The organism is Phenylobacterium sp. (assembly GCF_041919955.1).
Classification (GTDB): domain Bacteria; phylum Pseudomonadota; class Alphaproteobacteria; order Caulobacterales; family Caulobacteraceae; genus Phenylobacterium.
This window is the reverse complement of sequence record NZ_JAYRSU010000005.1, coordinates 145,872-162,133: the sequence shown is the minus strand read 5'-3', so window position 1 is coordinate 162,133 and position 16,262 is coordinate 145,872. Positions and strand designations below refer to the sequence as shown.

The 16,262-nt window shown below is 69.2% G+C and carries 20 protein-coding genes and 1 pseudogene; 12 read left to right on the top strand and 9 right to left on the bottom strand.

Annotated features, from left to right (window positions below; all coding sequences use genetic code 11):
* Positions 1-3 precede the first annotated feature (3 nt).
* Positions 4-984: a type II secretion system F family protein gene (locus ACE3T2_RS06680; RefSeq protein ID WP_374655974.1), complete on the top strand. Its 981-nt coding sequence runs from the start codon at positions 4-6 to the stop codon at positions 982-984.
* 3 nt (positions 985-987) lie between these two features.
* Positions 988-1,980, top strand: a complete 993-nt coding sequence (locus ACE3T2_RS06675) for a type II secretion system F family protein (RefSeq protein ID WP_374655972.1) — start codon at positions 988-990, stop codon at positions 1,978-1,980.
* Positions 1,981-1,987: 7 nt separating this feature from the next.
* On the opposite strand, the gene ACE3T2_RS06670 is transcribed toward ACE3T2_RS06675, so the two are convergent.
* Positions 1,988-2,386 carry a hypothetical protein gene (locus ACE3T2_RS06670; protein ID WP_374655970.1) on the bottom strand — a complete coding sequence of 133 codons (399 nt, stop codon included), beginning with the start codon at positions 2,384-2,386 and terminating at the stop codon, positions 1,988-1,990.
* Between the two features lie 141 nt (positions 2,387-2,527).
* Between ACE3T2_RS06670 and ACE3T2_RS06665 the strand changes: the two genes are divergently transcribed.
* A complete protein-coding gene (locus ACE3T2_RS06665) occupies positions 2,528-2,914 on the top strand; it encodes a hypothetical protein (protein WP_374655968.1) in 387 nt (128 codons plus the stop codon).
* A gap of 4 nt (positions 2,915-2,918) precedes the next feature.
* Here the strand turns inward: ACE3T2_RS06665 and lepB are convergent, their stop codons facing one another.
* Both lepB and ACE3T2_RS06655 read right to left on the bottom strand, forming a co-directional pair.
* Entirely contained in the window at positions 2,919-3,680 is a 762-nt protein-coding gene (lepB, locus tag ACE3T2_RS06660) for a signal peptidase I (protein ID WP_374655966.1), read from the bottom strand.
* A 79-nt stretch (positions 3,681-3,759) separates the two neighbouring features.
* Complete coding sequence (locus ACE3T2_RS06655) at positions 3,760-4,587, bottom strand: TauD/TfdA dioxygenase family protein (protein ID WP_374655964.1); 828 nt, start codon at positions 4,585-4,587, stop codon at positions 3,760-3,762.
* Positions 4,588-4,670: 83 nt separating this feature from the next.
* On the opposite strand from ACE3T2_RS06655, the gene ACE3T2_RS06650 reads away from it, so the two are divergent.
* From ACE3T2_RS06650 to ACE3T2_RS06640, 3 genes are all read left to right on the top strand, one after another.
* Positions 4,671-5,351, top strand: coding sequence for a Crp/Fnr family transcriptional regulator (locus tag ACE3T2_RS06650; protein WP_374655962.1), 681 nt, complete (start codon positions 4,671-4,673; stop codon positions 5,349-5,351).
* Positions 5,352-5,450: 99 nt separating this feature from the next.
* Positions 5,451-5,873 (top strand): YciI family protein, encoded by a 423-nt coding sequence (locus ACE3T2_RS06645; RefSeq protein WP_374655960.1) that lies wholly within the window; start codon positions 5,451-5,453, stop codon positions 5,871-5,873.
* A 2-nt stretch (positions 5,874-5,875) separates the two neighbouring features.
* Positions 5,876-6,022 carry a hypothetical protein gene (locus ACE3T2_RS06640; RefSeq protein ID WP_374655958.1) on the top strand — a complete coding sequence of 49 codons (147 nt, stop codon included), beginning with the start codon at positions 5,876-5,878 and terminating at the stop codon, positions 6,020-6,022.
* A gap of 9 nt (positions 6,023-6,031) precedes the next feature.
* Here the strand turns inward: ACE3T2_RS06640 and ACE3T2_RS06635 are convergent, their stop codons facing one another.
* Positions 6,032-6,973 (bottom strand): alpha/beta hydrolase family protein, encoded by a 942-nt coding sequence (locus ACE3T2_RS06635; protein ID WP_374655956.1) that lies wholly within the window; start codon positions 6,971-6,973, stop codon positions 6,032-6,034.
* A gap of 123 nt (positions 6,974-7,096) precedes the next feature.
* On the opposite strand from ACE3T2_RS06635, the gene ACE3T2_RS06630 reads away from it, so the two are divergent.
* A complete protein-coding gene (locus ACE3T2_RS06630) occupies positions 7,097-7,897 on the top strand; it encodes a LytTR family DNA-binding domain-containing protein (RefSeq protein ID WP_374655954.1) in 801 nt (266 codons plus the stop codon).
* On the opposite strand, the gene ACE3T2_RS06625 is transcribed toward ACE3T2_RS06630, so the two are convergent.
* Entirely contained in the window at positions 7,894-8,748 is an 855-nt protein-coding gene (locus tag ACE3T2_RS06625; protein ID WP_374655952.1) for a tetratricopeptide repeat protein, read from the bottom strand. The two genes, ACE3T2_RS06630 and ACE3T2_RS06625, sit on opposite strands and share 4 nt — an antisense overlap.
* A 100-nt stretch (positions 8,749-8,848) precedes the next feature.
* Between ACE3T2_RS06625 and ACE3T2_RS06620 the strand changes: the two genes are divergently transcribed.
* Positions 8,849-10,228, top strand: coding sequence for a M17 family metallopeptidase (locus ACE3T2_RS06620; protein WP_374655950.1), 1,380 nt, complete (start codon positions 8,849-8,851; stop codon positions 10,226-10,228).
* Complete coding sequence (locus ACE3T2_RS06615; RefSeq protein WP_374655948.1) at positions 10,225-11,058, top strand: C40 family peptidase; 834 nt, start codon at positions 10,225-10,227, stop codon at positions 11,056-11,058. The genes ACE3T2_RS06620 and ACE3T2_RS06615 overlap by 4 nt, the downstream gene beginning before the upstream one ends.
* Positions 11,059-11,064: 6 nt before the next feature.
* Here ACE3T2_RS06615 and ACE3T2_RS06610 read toward each other — a convergent pair whose 3' ends face one another.
* Complete coding sequence (locus tag ACE3T2_RS06610) at positions 11,065-11,751, bottom strand: cytochrome c family protein (protein ID WP_374655946.1); 687 nt, start codon at positions 11,749-11,751, stop codon at positions 11,065-11,067.
* Positions 11,752-11,888: 137 nt separating this feature from the next.
* Between ACE3T2_RS06610 and ACE3T2_RS06605 the strand changes: the two genes are divergently transcribed.
* The 3 genes from ACE3T2_RS06605 to ACE3T2_RS06595 all read left to right on the top strand — a co-directional run bounded on the left by ACE3T2_RS06605 (position 11,889) and on the right by ACE3T2_RS06595 (position 13,855).
* Complete coding sequence (locus ACE3T2_RS06605; protein WP_374655944.1) at positions 11,889-12,635, top strand: 3-deoxy-manno-octulosonate cytidylyltransferase; 747 nt, start codon at positions 11,889-11,891, stop codon at positions 12,633-12,635.
* Between the two features lie 72 nt (positions 12,636-12,707).
* A complete protein-coding gene (locus ACE3T2_RS06600) occupies positions 12,708-13,556 on the top strand; it encodes a prephenate dehydratase (RefSeq protein ID WP_374655942.1) in 849 nt (282 codons plus the stop codon).
* A complete protein-coding gene (locus tag ACE3T2_RS06595; protein ID WP_374655940.1) occupies positions 13,556-13,855 on the top strand; it encodes a hypothetical protein in 300 nt (99 codons plus the stop codon). Before ACE3T2_RS06600 ends, ACE3T2_RS06595 begins: the two co-directional genes overlap by 1 nt.
* A 1-nt stretch (position 13,856) precedes the next feature.
* Here ACE3T2_RS06595 and ACE3T2_RS06590 read toward each other — a convergent pair whose 3' ends face one another.
* The 3 genes and pseudogenes from ACE3T2_RS06590 to nudC form a co-directional block, all read right to left on the bottom strand.
* The gene (locus ACE3T2_RS06590; protein WP_374655938.1) at positions 13,857-14,477 is read right to left on the bottom strand and encodes a glutathione S-transferase family protein; all 621 of its coding nucleotides are present in this window, start codon (positions 14,475-14,477) and stop codon (positions 13,857-13,859) included.
* An 86-nt stretch (positions 14,478-14,563) separates the two neighbouring features.
* Positions 14,564-14,674: pseudogene (locus ACE3T2_RS06585) on the bottom strand (PEPxxWA-CTERM sorting domain-containing protein); the annotation flags it as partial.
* Between the two features lie 630 nt (positions 14,675-15,304).
* Positions 15,305-16,231, bottom strand: coding sequence for an NAD(+) diphosphatase (gene nudC, locus ACE3T2_RS06580; protein WP_374655936.1), 927 nt, complete (start codon positions 16,229-16,231; stop codon positions 15,305-15,307).
* Positions 16,232-16,262: the final 31 nt, after the last annotated feature.

Sequence of the window (16,262 nt, the reverse complement as noted above, 5' to 3'; positions counted from 1 at the left end):
GGGATGCTCGCCACCCTCCTGGTCGCCGTACTCGGCTTCATCGTCATCGCCGGCCTCGGCTTCGTCCTGACCACGCCGGGCGGCGCCGACGCCAAGACCCTCAAGCGCGCCCAAGTGATCGCCGGCGGCGCGGAGGCCCGCGAGGCCAGCCGCCGCCGCCCGGCCGCCAGCGCCCAGGAGCAGCGGCGCAAGCAGATCCTCAAGACCCTCAAGGACCAGGACCGCGAGAGCAAGAAGGCCCGGGTCACGATCGAGGCCAAGATCAAGCAGGCCGGCCTCAGCATGAAGGTCTCGACCTTCTGGATGATCAGCGGGGGCCTCGCGGTCTTCGTGCTGCTGATGGTGCTGGTGCTCGGCCAGTCGCCGCTGATCGGACTGGGCCTGGCCTTCGCCGCCGGTCTCGGCCTGCCGCGCTGGGTCGTGGGGTCCCTGGGCGCCAAGCGCATCAAGAAGTTCACCGAAGCCTTTCCCGACGCCATGGACATCGTGGTGCGGGGCATCAAGTCCGGCCTGCCGGTGCACGACAGCCTGCGGGTCATCGGCCGCGAGGCGCCCGAGCCGCTCGCCAGCCAGTTCAACCGCCTGGTCGAGAGCATCGGCATGGGCATGACCATCGACCAGGCGCTCGAGAAGATGCACGACGAGATGCCGACCCCCGAGGTTCGGTTCTTCGCCATCGTGCTGGCCATCCAGGCCAAGACTGGCGGCAACCTGGCCGAGGCCCTGGGCAACCTCTCGACCGTCATCCGCTCGCGCAAGCTGATGCGCGAGAAGGTCAAGGCGCTGTCGGCCGAAGCGGTCGCCTCGGCGGGCATCATCGGCTCGCTGCCGCCGGCGGTCGCGGGCCTGATCTTCCTGACCGCGCCCGACTATATGCGCCCGCTGTTCACCGATCCCCGCGGCCATATCATGCTGATGATCGGCGCGTTCTGGATGACGCTGGGCGTGCTCTCGATGCGCAAGATGATCAATTTCCGGCTCTGACGCATGGTCGAGATCCTCACCAACCCGGCCAACCTCCTCGCGGCCTTCGTGGCCGTGCTGTGCTTCGCGACGATCATGACGATCGTCACGCCGATGATGAACCGCAGCAGCCTGGAGGCGCGGCTGAAGTCGGTCTCGACCCGGCGCGAGGAGCTGCGCCGCAAGTCCCGCGAAGCCCTGGCCAAGGGCGGGGCGGCCCAGCCCGGCAGCCTGCGTCATGTCGACGAGGGGCTCTACAAGAAGGTCGTGGAGCGGCTGCAGCTATCGCGCCTGCTGGAGGATCCCCAGGTCGTCGACAAGCTGGCCCAGGCCGGCTACCGCGGCCCGCGGCCGGTCTCGACCTTCTACTTCTTCCGCTTCGTCCTGCCCTTCGTCTTTGCGGCCCTGACCGCGCTCTACCTGTTCTTCATCAACGACTTCGGGCTTCCGGCCATGACCCGGGTGGCGTTCTCGGTGGCGGGCCTCACGGCCGGCTACTACGCGCCGAACCTGTTCATCAGCAACATGGCCCAGAAGCGCCGCGACTCGATCGTCGGCGCCTTTCCCGACGCCCTCGACCTGCTGCTGATCTGCGTCGAGAGCGGCATGTCCATCGAGGCGGCGATCCAGAAGGTCAGCCAGGAGATCGGCGGCAACTCGATCGAGCTGGCCGAGGAGCTCACCCTGCTGACGGCCGAGATCTCCTACCTGCCCGAGCGGCGCATGGCCTACGAGGGCTTGGCCCGGCGGACCAACCACCCCGGCATCAAGTCGGTCATGACCGCCATGATCCAGGCCGAGCGCTACGGGACCCCGCTCGGCGCGGCCCTGCGGGTGATGGCCAAGGAAAACCGCGACATGCGTCTGGCCGCGGCCGAGAAGAAGGCGGCGCAACTGCCGGCCAAGCTGACCGTGCCGATGATCGTCTTCTTCCTGCCGGTGCTGTTCATCGTCATCCTCGGGCCGGCCGCCCTGAAGGTGCGCGACCTGATGGCGGCGGGCGCGGCGGGCGGCTGACGGGCCGCTACTTGACCGCGACGGTCAGGGTGTATTTCGCGCTTTCGCCCCGGCGCGCGGCGTTGCGCATCAGATAGACGCTGACCTTGTAGTCGCCGCTGGCGGACAGCACGCCGCTGTAGTCCCCGCCTGAGGTCGAGCCGACGAACAGCGCCGCGTCCGCGCCCGGCCCGGTGACGTTGAAATAGTTCGAGGCGTTGCTGGTCTTCAGCTTCACGCTCAGCGTCTGGCCGGCCTTGGCGGAGACGAGGTAATCGATCGCGCCGTAGCCCTTGATCGATCCGCTCACCGCCTTGGCCGAGGCGCCCGGCGCGAACTGGACGCGTTCCGTGCGCGGCCCTTGCTGGGCGGCCGCCGGGACGGCGAGGGCGAACAGGGCGGCGAGGGCGAGGGCGGGCTTTCGCATGAGACGTTCCGAGGCTTCGAACCGCCAGTCTACACCGCCGCCGGCGGCCGGAAAACGCGCCGCGCGCATGGCCAAGAGTTCACTGTCCTTCGGCGCCGAAACCGGCTTCATTGCCGCCCTGTCCAGTTCCCAGGCAAGACCATGACCCGGCCGCCGAAGAAGAGCGAAACCCTAGAGATCCGTATTCCCTATGCGGCCAAGCAGGCGTTCATGGCCCGCTGCAAGGCCGATGGCGTCAGCGCCAGCGAGGCCCTGCGCGGCTTCATCGAAGCTCAGGTCGCTCCGCCGTCGCCCGTCGCGCCGAAGCCGGCCCGTCCGCGCCGCAGCCGGCTGAAGATGGCCCTCGCCGCCGCCGCGGCCCTGGCGGTCGGGGCCACGGCCCTGCCGTCCCTGGCCGGCCAGGTGGATCGCAGCGGCTTCGGCCGCTTCGACCTCGATCACGATGGGGTGGTCAGTCTGGCCGAGTTCGCCAGCCTCGACCGCAATCACGACGGCGCGGTCAGTCTCGACGAGCTGCTGCGCCGCTGAGACTTCAGGAAATCGGCTTGAAGAAGCGGTCGCCGTCCAGATTGAGCCAGGTCCACGGCTTGAACAGCGACGATCCGGCCTTCCACGACATCAGCACGATCTGGGCCTTGCCGACGATGTTCTCGACCGGCACGAAGCCCACGCCGCCGACCTCGGGCGGAAACCGGCTGTCCAGCGAGTTGTCGCGGTTGTCGCCCATCATGAAGTAGTGGCCGTCCGGCACGACATAGGTGTCGGTGTCGTCCATCGGCCGGCCAGGGCCGCGGTCGAAGGTCACGTAGCGCGAGCCGTCCGGCTTGGATTCCAGGATCTGGGTGACCTGCTGCTCCGGATCGTCGTGATCGTAGCCGGGGCCGTCCACCACCCGCGGGATCGCCTTGTCGTTCACGAACAGCACCCCGCCCAGCACCCGCACCCGGTCGCCGGGCAGGCCGACCACGCGCTTGATCAGGTCCTTGCGCGAATCCGAGGGTAGGTGGAACACCACCACGTCGCCGCGCTTGGGCCCTTCGCCGAACACCCGGCCCTTGCCCATCGGCGGCAGCAGGGGGAACGAGGCGTAGCTCCAGCCGTAGCTGAACTTCGAAACGATGATGTAGTCGCCGGTCACCAGCCCCGGCTCCATCGAGGACGACGGGATGGTGAAGGGCTGGAACAGCGCCACCCGCAGCACCAGCGCGATGGCCAGCGCGGTGAGCACGGTGGAGAGAATCTCCTTCAGTTCCTGGCCGGCGGATTTCTTGGGTGCGTCAGCGGTCGTGTTCATGGCGCCAGATGGCCGTCCGCGCGCGGCGATTGCAAGCCAAGCTTTGTCCGGACACGCGTCGGGACGGCCCGACCGCCGCTCAGGCCGCCAGCGGTCCCCCGGCGATGGTGATGCGGTGCATCAGCCGGCGATGGCCCTGATAGTCGTTCATCGCCAGGTGCCAAGTGGCGCGGTTGTCCCAGATGGCCATCGAGCCGGGCTTCCAGGAGAACCGGGTCGTGAACTGCGGCTTGACCGCGTGCTGGTAGAGATAGGTCAGCAGCGGGCGGCTCTCCTCGACGCTCCAGCCGTCGAAGCAGATCGTGAAGGCCGGATTCACATAGAGCGCCTTCTTGCCGCTGCCCGGATGGGTGATGACCACCGGATGCACCGCGCTGGGCGTGTCGGTCTTTCCGGCCAGATGCGCCTGGTCGGTCTTCCCGTAGACGCCGTCGACCCCATAGATGTGCTCGCTGGCGTGCAGGGCGCGCAGTGATCCCAGCGTCTCCTTCATGCCGTCCGACAGCGCGTCGTAGGCGGCGTACATGTTGGCGAACTGGGTGTCGCCGCCGGTCGGCGGGGTCTCCACGGCCAGCAGCACCGAGCCCATGGCCGGCGCCTGGTCGTAGCTGTGGTCGGTGTGCCAGCCGCCGCCGATATTGGTGGTCTGTTCCTCGGTCTTCTCGACCTTGGCGATCTGCGGGTACTTCTCCGACGGCGGGAAGTAGCGGTTGACCACGATCGGCCCGATCTTCTCGGCGAAAGCGATGTGCTCTTCGGGCGTCAGGTTCTGCCCGTGCAGGAAGGCGACGCCCCGGTCGAACACGGCCTGGCGGATCAGCTCGATGTCCCGGTCGCTGGCGCGGGCCACGGCGATGTCGACGATCTCGGCTCCGCAGCCGTCGGTTTCGCGCACGCTGGCGGTCATGGTCGCCTCCCTAGCGGTGTTGTCCTTGTCCCAGCCTTGCGCGCCGGCTTTCGCAGGATTGTAACCAAGGTTACAATTTTCCCATGACCTCTGACGAGATGACCGCCCTGGCCCTGTTGCGCGAGGCCCGTTGGCTCACGCCCTATCCGGCCGGGCTCGCCGAGGCGCTGCTCGCGGAAGGCCGTCTGTCGCGCCTGGCGGCGGGTCAGTGGGCCCAGGCGGAAGGGGACGAGGAGACTGGGCTGACGGTGGTGATCGAGGGCGCCGTCGACCTCTATTGCCAGGCGCCCGGCGACCGCGAAGTCCGCATCGGCCACGCCGGCCCTGGGGCGGCGGTGGGCCAGGCCATGCGGTTCGGCGGCGGGCCGCGCCTGGCCACCGCGGTCTGCGCCGAGCCGAGCCTGGTCCTGCGAATCTCCGACGCCGGCCTGATGCGCATCGCCCGCGACCGCCCCGACGTCTGGCAGGCGGTGGCCGCGGTGGTCTATCGCCAGCTGCGCGGCGCCATGCAGATGGCCGCCGACGTCGTCGCCCTGCCGCCGCGCCAGCGGATCGCCGCGCGGCTGGCCTCCTATGCCCGCGCCCGCCGTCCCCCGGCGGTGCTTAGCCTCAGCCAGCAGGCGCTGGCCGAACTGACCGGCCTCAGCCGCAAGACCGTCAATCTCGTGCTGGGCGACCTGCAGCGCCAGGGGCTTCTGCGTCGCGACTACGCTCGTATCGAGATCTTCGACCTGCGCGGCCTCGACCGGATCGCCGACTCTTGAAGGCGAGCGATTTTTTCGCCGCGGTCTTGTCGGATCGCGGCCGCCTCGTTCGTTCTTGGGGAAATGGGCGCGAGGCCCCAGCCAGCCGGAGGAAAGACGATGCGCGTGGTGGTGTTTGTGAAGGCGACCGTGGACAGCGAAGCGGGCCACCCGGCGACGGGCGACCTGCTGGAAGCCATGGGCCGCTACAACGAGGAACTGATCGCCGCCGGGATCATGCAGGGCGGCGACGGGCTGAAGCCCTCGTCGCTCGGCAAGCGGGTCGCCTTCGACGGCGACACCCGCACGGTGATCGATGGTCCTTTCGCCGAGACCAAGGAGCTGGTCGCCGGCTACTGGCTCTGGCAGGTCAAGGACATGGACGAGGCGGTCGCCTGGGTGAAACGCTGTCCCAACCCCATGCCGGGCCCCAGCGAGATCGAAATCCGCCCGGTCTACGAGCTGGAGGACTTCGACTACGCCATGACGCCCGAAGCCGACGAGATTCACGCGCGCAACAAGGCCGCGCTGGAGGGCCGTTGAGCGTGGCCGACACAGCCGCTTCGCCCACCGAGTTCTCGTCCGCCGTCGGCCGCGCGACGCTGCTGTCGATCCATGGCGTCGGCCCGAAGACGTTCCGCATCCTTGTCGAGGAACTGGCCTGCCGCGGTCTGGCCTTCGCTGGGGATTGAGCGGCCCGCTCAGAGCGTTCCGACGAAGAAGCGCGTGACCTCGCGGTTGAAGGACTCGTGGAACGCCGTCCGATCGAAGCCGGGCGTCGGTGCGCAGATCGCCGGGGCGACCTTGGCCAACTGCGGGGTGCAGGGGGTCAGGAAGTCGAAATGGGCGGCCCCTTCGACGCGATGGAATTCCGGCGGCGTGGGCAGGGCCGCGCGCACAGGTTCGACATAGAACGGGGCCGGCAGAATGCTGTCGGCCTCGGCCTGCCAGAGCTGCACCGGCTGACGGACGTCCGCGAGCCCGGCCTCGGTGAAGGTGAAGCCCAGCGCCGGGGCGGCGACAACCAGGGCCTTGATCCGCCGGTCGCTGCGCCAGGACGTGCTCGCGGCCTGGCTCCAGATCCGGTGCTGATCGGGGCTGATCAGCCGGCAGTCATAGAATCCCGGACGGGCTCGGCAGTGTTCGGCGACGCGCCCCAGGTCCGGCTTGCCGCCGGCCGCGATCAGCACGCTCGCGCCCCCGGCGGAAAATCCGAAGGCGCCGATGCGCTTTGGGTCGAGTCCGGCGCGCCCTTCCCACGCGCCGAGCATGTAGTCGATCAGCACCGAGAGCTGGCGCGGGCGGTTGGCGACGTCGGTGGCCCGGCTCTGGTCGCGCCAGTTGTCACCGGTATGGGTCAGGGCCGCGACCGCGAACCCGGCCTCCGCCAGCGCCTGGGCGGTGTCGACATGGCTCCGGAAATCGCCGCCGTTGCCGTGCGAGATGACCACTAGCGGCAGGCGTCCGGCCGGCGTCTTGGGAAGCCAGACCCCGGCCTCAATGGCCGGACCGTCCCCGTCGGGTACGGAGAGGCGCGAGAAGGCGATCGGCGCGGCCGCCGCGACCGGCGTTGGCGCGGTCACGGGCGTCGGTTCGGATGTGGCGAGGGCGGCGGCGAAGGCGATCAGGGCGAGGACGGACATGCGGGCTCCAGTGTGTCGGGCCCACTTCCTGGCGATCCGGCCGGCCCGCCCGCCAGCGGTTCTGCGTGAACGGGCGAACGGGTTCGCGTTTGGGCGGGCTGCGCTCTTTGCTAAGCTTGGCCGATGCGAGCGGGCGCAAATCAAACGACCTGGGGCCTGGCGAAGGGCTTGGCGGTCTCGACGGCGGTCGGGCTGGTTCTTGGCGTCATCGGCCCGTTCGGCAACTATCTCAACGGAACGCCGTCGGTGCGCGTGGCCTATTGGGTGGCGTGCCTATGGTCCGGATGGCTGGCCTTCGGCTTCAGCCTGCCGCGCCTGGCCGCCCTGGCGCGGGGCCGCGCGCCGCTCTGGCTGTGGGCGCCGCCGACGGTCGCCCTGCTCGCCATCCTGCCGGCCGTCATCAGCCGCGCGCTGGCGCTGTGGCTATGGCCGGTGGTCCGCGGCGTGAGCGTGCTCGAATGGTACGGCCAATGCCTACTGGTCAGCGCATTGATCACCGCCGCGGTCCTGTGGTTCACGCGGTCGGTCAGCGATCCGGCGCCCGCGGGTCCGGACGCCAGTTCGGCCGACCCGCGCGACCGCCTGCCTGCCCGGCTGGGCCGCGACCTCGTATGCCTGCGGATGGAGGATCACTATGTCCGTGTGCACACTGCCCAGGGCTCGGCCCTGGTGCTGATGTCTCTATCCCAGGCCATGGCCGGGCTGAAGGGTTTGGAGGGCGTGCAGACCCATCGGTCCTGGTGGGTGGCGCGCTCGGCCATCGTCGGTGTGGTCGAGGACGGCCGCCGCCTCAGGCTGCGGCTCAAGGGCGGACTGGAGGCGCCGGTGTCGCGCGCCAGGGTCGGCCGTCTGCGCGAAGAAGGCTGGCTGGCCGCTTCCGCTTCAAAGCGTCCTGAGCAAAGCTCGGATCGGATTTCGCTCTAGGGCTGGCGCAGGCTTTCCCAAGAACGCGCGGTCGCGGCCGCGCCGCTCGCGGTCGAGGCGGGCGCAGTGGCGGCGCGCAGCCAGGCCAGGTTGTTTTCGACGGTCTGCGGCGGCAAGTCCTGGCGGGCGAGCCGCTCGGCCTCCGCGATCCGGCCCTGCAGGCCCAGCACCAGCGCCAGGTTCTGGCGCACCGAGATGGTGGCGTCGGGCAGGGCGGCGGCCTGACGCAGCAGCGCCTCGGCCTCGCGCGTCTCGCCGTGGGCGGCCCGGAACAGAGCGTAGTTGCTCAAAGCCACGGCGCTGTGCGGGGCGAGCGCGATCGCCTGCTCGTGCGCGGCGCGCGCCTCGTCCGGCCGGCTCGCCTGTTCGTAAGCCACCCCCAGCAGGGAGGGGATGCGCCAGTCGCGCGGGGCCAACGCCTGGGCCTTGCGCGCCGGCTCGATAGCGTAGAAGCCCTGGCCGCGCGCCACATGCGCGCGGGCGATCTCCAGCATGGCCTCGACATTATTGGGGTGGCTGACCAGCACCTGGTCGGCGGCGGCGACCGCCTCGGGATAGTTGCCCATCTGGCGCATGGCCACGGCCATCTGGATTCCCGCCTCGGCGTCGGCCGGATCGATCTGCGCCTCGTTGGTCCAGAACGCCGCCCGCGCCAGCGGGTCCAGGCGCGCGACCCGGGCCCGCTCCTCGGCGGCGGCCTTCCGGCGCGGCGCGGGTTCCGCCGTCTGTGTCTGGGCCGCGGCCGGCGCGGCCTGCGGCTTGGCGGGCTCGCGCTTGCCGAACGCCAGGGCCGGCGAGGCGATGAGGGTAAGGCCCAGGGCGGTTGCGGCCAGCGGCGACATGCGACACATGGAGAGACGGGCTCCGGAGGATTGCGCCGCCAGCATCCCCCGCCCGCTTAAAGGAAGCGTTAAGCATAATTTTCCGCCATCCGGCGGGCTGGAGGACTCCATGAGCGAAGTCGTCGTCGATCATGCCGAGGGCGCCGTCGTCCCCGTCCACGCCCTGCTCGAAAGCGAGACCGCCGCTTTCCTCGAGGGCCGTGCGGCTTTCGTGAAGGGCTTTGCAGCCCTCTCTGAGTTCAAGGGCAAGGCCGGCCAGCTCCTGGTCGTGCCCGACACCGCCGGCGGCATGGACCGGGTGCTCTACGGCCTGGGCGAGCGGGCGCAGGCCCAGGGCTTCCGCGCCCTGGCGGCCAAGCTGCCGCCCGGCGACTACCGCATCGCCTCGGCCCCGGCTGCGATCGCCCCCGACCAGATCGCCCTGGCCTTCGCGCTGGGGAGCTACCGCTTCGACCGATACAAGAAGAAGGGCGAGAGCCGCCCGCGTCTGGTGTTCGAGGGCGTCGACCTCTCCGAGGCGCGCCAGATCGCCCACGCCTGCGCCCTGGCCCGCGACATGGTCAACACTCCGGCCAGCGATATGGGCCCCCTGCAGATCGAGACCATTGCCCGCGAGATCGCCGAGCAGTATGGCGCGACCATCACCGTCACCACCGGCGAGGGCCTGCTGGAGGCGAATTATCCGGCGGTCCATGCGGTCGGTCGGGCGGCGGTTCCCGAGCGCGCGCCGCGAATGATCGAAATCCAGTGGGGGCAGGCGGGCAAGCCGCTGGTCGCCCTGGTCGGCAAAGGCGTGGTTTTCGACACCGGCGGCCTCGACATCAAACCCTCGGCCGGCATGCGCAACATGAAGAAGGACATGGGCGGCGCCGCCCACGCCCTCGCGCTCGGCCGGATGGTGATGGCGGCGAACCTGCCGGTCCGTCTGGCGATCCTCGTGCCGGTGGTCGAGAACGCCATCTCGGGCGACGCCATGCGCCCCGGCGACGTGCTCGCCAGCCGCAAGGGCCTGACCATCGAGGTTGGCAACACCGACGCCGAGGGTCGGTTGATCCTCGCCGACGCCCTGACCCGGGCGGGCGAGCTGGAGCCGGCCCTGACCTTCGACCTCGCGACGCTGACCGGGGCCGCGCGCATGGCGCTGGGGCCGCAGCTGCCGCCCTACTACACCGACGACGAGGAACTGGCCGGCCAGATCGAGACCGCCATGAAGGAGGTCGATGACCCGATGTGGCGCATGCCGCTGTGGAAGGGCTACGTCGACTCGATCGACAGCGACGTCGCCGACGTGAAGAACGATTCCGACGCCTGGGCCCAGGCCGGCTCGGTCACCGCGGCCCTGTTTCTCCAGAAGTTCGCGCCCGCCGGTCCGTGGGCGCATTTCGACATCTTCGCCTGGAACCCGCGCGGCCGGCCCGGCTGGCCCTCGGGCGGCGAGGTGCAGTCGATCCGCGCCCTCTACCGGATGATCGCGGGCCGCTTCGCATGAGCCTGGATCCGCGCGTCGTCCTGGCCCGCGGCGACCTCGCCGCCCGCGACCTGGAGGCTATCGTCACGGCCGATCGCTATGCCGATAGGCGCCGATACGCCTGCGCCGCGCCCGCGGCGGCGATCCGGCGCGATCCGTCGCCCGACGCCGAGCAGATGGACCAACTCCTTTTCGGAGAAGGGTTCGACGTGCTCGACGAGACCGGCGGCTTCGCCTGGGGGCAGGCCCGCCGCGACGGCTATGTCGGGTTTGTGGAATCGGCGGCGCTTAAACCTGCCGATGGCGCCCCGGATGTGAAGGTTTCTGCGGTCCGCACCTACGCCTTCGCCGAGCCCAGCATCAAGACCCGCGCCCTCGGCCCCTACAGCCTCGGAAGCCTGCTGCGCATCGAGGCGCGGCAGGGGCGTTTCGCCAGGGCGGCCGGCGCCGGCTGGTTCGTCGAGGATCACCTGGCCCCGATCGGCGCCTTCGCGGCCGACCCCGCCGGCGTCGCCGAGCTCTATCTCGGGGCGCCCTATCTCTGGGGAGGGCGCGAGAGCCTGGGGCTGGACTGCTCGGGCCTGACCTTGCAGGCGTTCGGCGCCTGCGGGATCGCCCTGCCGCGCGACACCGACCAGCAGGCGCAGGCCGGAACCGCGGTGGCCGAAGGCGACCTGCGCCGCGGCGACCTGGTGTTCTGGAAGGGCCATGTGGCGATGATGCTGGACGGAGCGACGATCATCCACGCCAACGCCCATCACATGGCCACAGCAAAAGAGCCCCTGTCGGTGACAAGGGCTCGTTATGTCGCTGGCGCAGTGGGCGAACCCACCGCTTTTCGCAGATATTAGAAAGGCTTACTTCGCCGCCGGGGCCGCAGCCGCAGGAGCCGCGCCCGCGGCGGGAGCCGCAGCGCCTTCGGCCGGAGCCGCCGGAGCGCCTTCCGCAGCGGCCGGAGCCGCCGCGCCGTCCGCGGCCGGGGCCGCAGCGGCGGCGGGCTTCGGAGCCGGGAAGGGCAGGTTGGAGCCCTGGGTGTTCAGATAGGCGATCAGGTTGATGCGGTCTTCGGGCTTCTTGAGGCCGACGAAGGTCATCTTGGTGCCGGGGGTGTGCTTCTGCGGCGCGGCCACGAACTCCGAGAGCTCCTCGAAGGTCCAGGCGCCGACGGTCTTGCCGTGCTCGACCATGGCCGGCGAGTAGGCGAAGCCGGCATGGGTGCCCGAGATGCGACCCAGCACGCCGTGCAGGTTCGGGCCGGTGCCGTTCGGGCCGCCGGCTTCGATGGTGTGGCAGGACTTGCACTTGGCGAAGACCGCTTCGCCAGCCTTCACGTCGGCGACCGGCAGGACGGTGCCCCAGTCGATCGGGGCGGCCGCGGCGGCCCCACCTTCGCCGCCGGCTTCCTCGGCGACCTCGATCGCATAGCCGGGCTTTTCAACTTCCTTGGGGGCGAACACGCCCGAAGAAATCTCGCGAAGGCCAATGATGGCCAGGCCGGTCGCCAGCACAGCGCCAGCGACTTTGTTGAACGTGAGGTCGCTCATAGTCTCTAAATCGGCCCTCTCAACGGCCAGCCGCACAGGCTGACGTCCGCGCGGGAATCCCCGCCCCTTATTGCGCCCGGCTCTCTTACACGCTACCGCCGCCCGCGCAACCGGCCAGTTGGTCGCTCGGGCGCGTCATGAAACCGATCATCCTCATTCCGGCCCGCATGGCCGCCACCCGACTGCCGGGCAAACCCCTCGCCGATATCGAGGGTACGCCGATGATCGTCCGTGTCCTGCGCCAGGCCGAGCGCGCCGGGATCGGCCCGGTCGCGGTCGCGGCAGGCGACGTCGAAATTGTCGAGGCTGTTCAAGCCGCAGGCGGGACCGCGGTGCTGACCGACCCCGATCTGCCGTCGGGTTCGGACCGCATCGTCGCGGCGCTGAACGCGCTCGATCCCGACGGTCGGCACGACGTCATCATCAATCTGCAGGGCGACATACCGTTCCTCGATCCCGTGGTGGTCGAGGCGGCGGCTCGGCTGCTGGCCGACCAGCCAAGCTGCGACATCTCGACCGTCATGGTCGCCGAAGCGGACGTCGCCGAACGGACGAACCCGGACATTCCGAAGGTGGTCGCGGCCATGGCTCCGGACGGCCGCAGCGCCCGAGCGCTCTATTTCACCCGTTCGGTGCTCTATGGCGATGCGCCGGTGTGGCTCCACCACGGAGTTTACGGTTATCGCCGCGAGTCGCTGCTGCGCTTCTGCGCCGCCCCGCCCTCGCCGCTGGAGGTCCGCGAGCGGCTGGAACAGCTTCGCGCGCTTGAGCTCGGCATGTCGATCTGGGCCGCCGTCATCGACGAGGCGCCGATCTCGGTGGACAACCCGTCCGATCTCGAACGGGCCCGCGCATTCGCGCGAGCGAATGCTCAAGACTTGTAGGTTAAACCATTTTCTAAGCCGAACCGGCCGCCACCTCGGCGGAAAATGGTCGGAGTACGCAAGGGAACACGCATGACCAAGGGACGGATCGCCTTCCAGGGCGAGCTCGGCGCCAACAGCCACGAGGCCTGCCTCGCGGCCTTTCCGGAGATGGAGCCCGTCCCCCACGCCACCTTTGAGGAGGCGTTCGAGGCGGTGAAGACCGGTGATTGTCAGCTGGGCATGATCCCGGTCGAGAACTCGATCGCCGGCCGCGTCGCCGATGTGCACCACCTGCTGCCGTCCTCGGGCCTGAAGATCATCGGCGAGCGGTTCAAGCCCATTCACTTCCAGCTCATGGTCAATCCGGGCGTGACCCTGGACGAGGTGAAGGTCGCGACCTCCATGCCCATCGCGCTGGGCCAGTGCCGCAAGACCATCCGCCGCCTGAAGCTGCGCACCGAGCCGGTGGGCGACACCGCGCTCGCCGCCAAGCTGCTGGCCGCCAATCCCGACCGCAGCCGAGCGGCGGTCTCACCGGCCCTCTCGGCCGAGCTCTATGGCCTGGAGATCCTGGTCCGCGACATCGAGGACGAGCACAACAACACCACGCGCTTCCTGGTGATGACGGCCGACAAGGACCCGCCGCCGCCGCCTTTCACCGCCCCTTGCGTGACCAGTTTCATCTTCCGCGTCCGCAACCTTCCGGCCGCCCTCTACAAGGCCCTGGGCGGCTTTGCGACCAACGGCGTCAACATGACCAAGCTGGAAAGCTACATGGAGAACGGCGCCTTCACCGCGACCTTCTTCTACGCGGAGGTCGATGGCCGTCCCGAGGACCGCGACCTGGCGCTGGCCTTCGAGGAGCTCAAGTTCTTCTCCGAGAAGTTCGAGATTCTCGGCGTCTATCCGGCCGATCCGTTCCGTTCGCGCGCCGGCTGATGAAGACCATCGAGATCGACGCGAGCCGCTGCGGCAACCCCAAGGAATTCGCGCGGCTGCTGCATGAAGCCATCCAGGCCATCCCCGGCCACGGCTCCAGCATCGAGGCCTTCGTGGACTCGATGGTGTTCGGGACCATGAGCCAGCTTTCGCCGCCCTATACGATCGTCGTCACCGGCGACTTGAAGCCGCCGGTGCGGGCTTTCGCCGCCGACCTCTCGAACGCTATCGGACAGGCGCGGCTGGAGCGCCGCACCCGCCGTGGCGACGACGTCGAGGTGATCCTGAAGGTCGGGTAGGCTAGGCGGCCGGGATCAGGGCGTCGTCGATCGCCGCGGCGCGGAGTGCGGCCGGGCGGGCGGTCATGCGCTCGGCATAGGCCTTGAAGACCTCGCGCGGCTCGATGCTGCCGAACTGCAGGCCCCAGGACAGGTGCGATCCGACATAAAGGTCGGCCATGGTGAACGCGTCGCCCGCGATGAACGCGCGGCCGGTCAGCTCGCGCTCCAGGACGTTCAGGACGTCGTCATAGCAGCCCCAGCCCGCCGTGCTGCGGCGGTCCGGAGGCACCTCGAAGCCGAGCATCCGGGTGGTGACAGCCGCCTCGAGCGGCCCGGCGGCGAAGAACAGCCAGCGGAAATACAAACCGCGCAGCTTGTCGCCAGGCGGCGGGGCCAGATTCACCTGCGGGAAGGCGTCGGCGAGGTAGGCGCAGATCGCAGCGGCCTCGGTGACCACGACGCCGCCGTGGCGGATGGCCGGCACCTTGCCCATCGGGTTCACGGCCAGATAGGCTGGGTCCTTCATGGCCGAAAGGTCGATCACCACCGCCTCGTAGGGCTGGCCGACCTCTTCCAGCGCCCAGCGGATGATGCGGCCGCGGGACATGGGGTTGGTGTAGAAGACGAGTTCGTCGGACATCGGGGTTCTCCGCTTTGATGGGCCCCTTAGACCACGCTGCTGACAGCAGTTTGTCAGCAGCGTTCGAACTCAACTCTCCACTCGACTCAGCAGCCGGCGACCTGCGGTCGCCGGCTGCGCCGCAGCGCCAGACCCGCGCCGCCGAAGCCGACGATCATCAACGCCCAGGCGGCCGGTTCGGGCACCGCGGAGTTCACATAGGTGCGGAAACCGTAGTCCCAGTTGAAGGCGTAGCCGTCGATCGACGCGTTTCCGCCAGCATAGGAGAACGGCGTGCCGTTCGTCATGTAGAACCAGCCGATGGCGCCGGGCGTCGACTGGGGGGCTCCGGTCAGAACCAGGCGGAACTGATCGCCCTGATTGACCAGGATGTTGGCGCTTGAGAGGTCGATGGGTGACGAGTACCAGTCGTCCCAGGCCACCTCCGAAAGGCTCGAAGCGCTGATCTGGGTCGAGAACAGGGTCTCGCCCGAGAGGCGTTGCAGACTGAAGGAGACGGAGCTCTCGGCCTGTCCCCAGCGGTTCAGCGCGAGATCGATCTTCTCAAGGCGCCCCTTGAGGCCCGCTGTGAACGACTGCACGTCGATCTGGCCGGCCTTAAGACCGGTCCCTTGAGCCAAAAAGGACGGACCGTTCGGAATGCTGCTCTGGTCCAACTGCGCGGCGGCATGGGCCGGTGCGGCGAGCGCCAGGGCGCCGAGCGCGCCCAGCGACATCAAACTAAACTTCAAGATTACCCCCACTGATCGATTCAGCCGTTCGATGCGCCAGCGAAACCCGTATGGCGTGCGGTCGTCAATCAGATTCGCGGATAGGGAGAGTTGTGGTCAGTCGCTCTCCGCCCAGGTCTTCAGCAACTGGTGGGCGATGGCCAGGGGGCCGGGCGCGAAGACGCCTTCCACCTTCCCGGCCAGGACGTCGCGGGCCTCCTGTTTGGTGAACCAGCGGACTTCGGAAAGCTCAGTCTGGTCGGGCGTGGCTTCGTCGCTGGCCACCTGGGCGATCAGGCCGATCATCAGCGAGGACGGGTAGGGCCAGGGCTGGGTCGAGTGATAGGCGACCGACACGGTCTTCAGCCCCGCCTCCTCCTCCAGCTCGCGCGCGCAGGCCTCCTCGATGCTCTCGCCGGGTTCGAGGAAGCCGGCCAGGGCCGAGAACATGCCCTTGGGCCAGATTTCCTGGCGGCCGACCATGCAGCGGTCTTCGTGCACGGCCAGCATGATCACCACCGGGTCGGTGCGCGGGAAGTGCTCGGCGTTGCACGAGGGGCACTGGCGCTTCCAGCCGCCGTCGACCACGTCGCTCTGATGGCCGCAGGCCGAGCAGTGGCGATGGCGCCGGCGCCACTCGAACATCGACTTGGCGGTGGCCGCCATGGCGGCGTCGGGGCCGGGCATGCGCATGGCCACGGCCCGCAGCTCCTCGAAGGCGCCCATGCCGGCCAGCGGCCCCTCGACCGGATCGTGCCCGCCCTCCAGGTCGACGGCGAAGACCGCCGTCTCCTGCCAGAGGCCCATGAACAGCAGCCGCTCGGCCCCGCCGGACAGATCCTCGGCGAGGCGTGAGGGAATGTAGGCGATCTGCAGGTCGCCGGTTTGCGACTTCTCGACCAGCGGCTTGCCGTTCCACAGCGCGATGGCCAGCGAATCGGGCGCCAGCAGCTTTTCGGCCAGCCACGACGCATCGCCGCGTCTTTCGCTCGCACGGTTCAAAGGGTTGCCGGCGAAGGTGTTCTGGTGAGCTGAGAGCGGCATGCGCGGAGTTGTAGCTGCGCTGGCGCTTGCG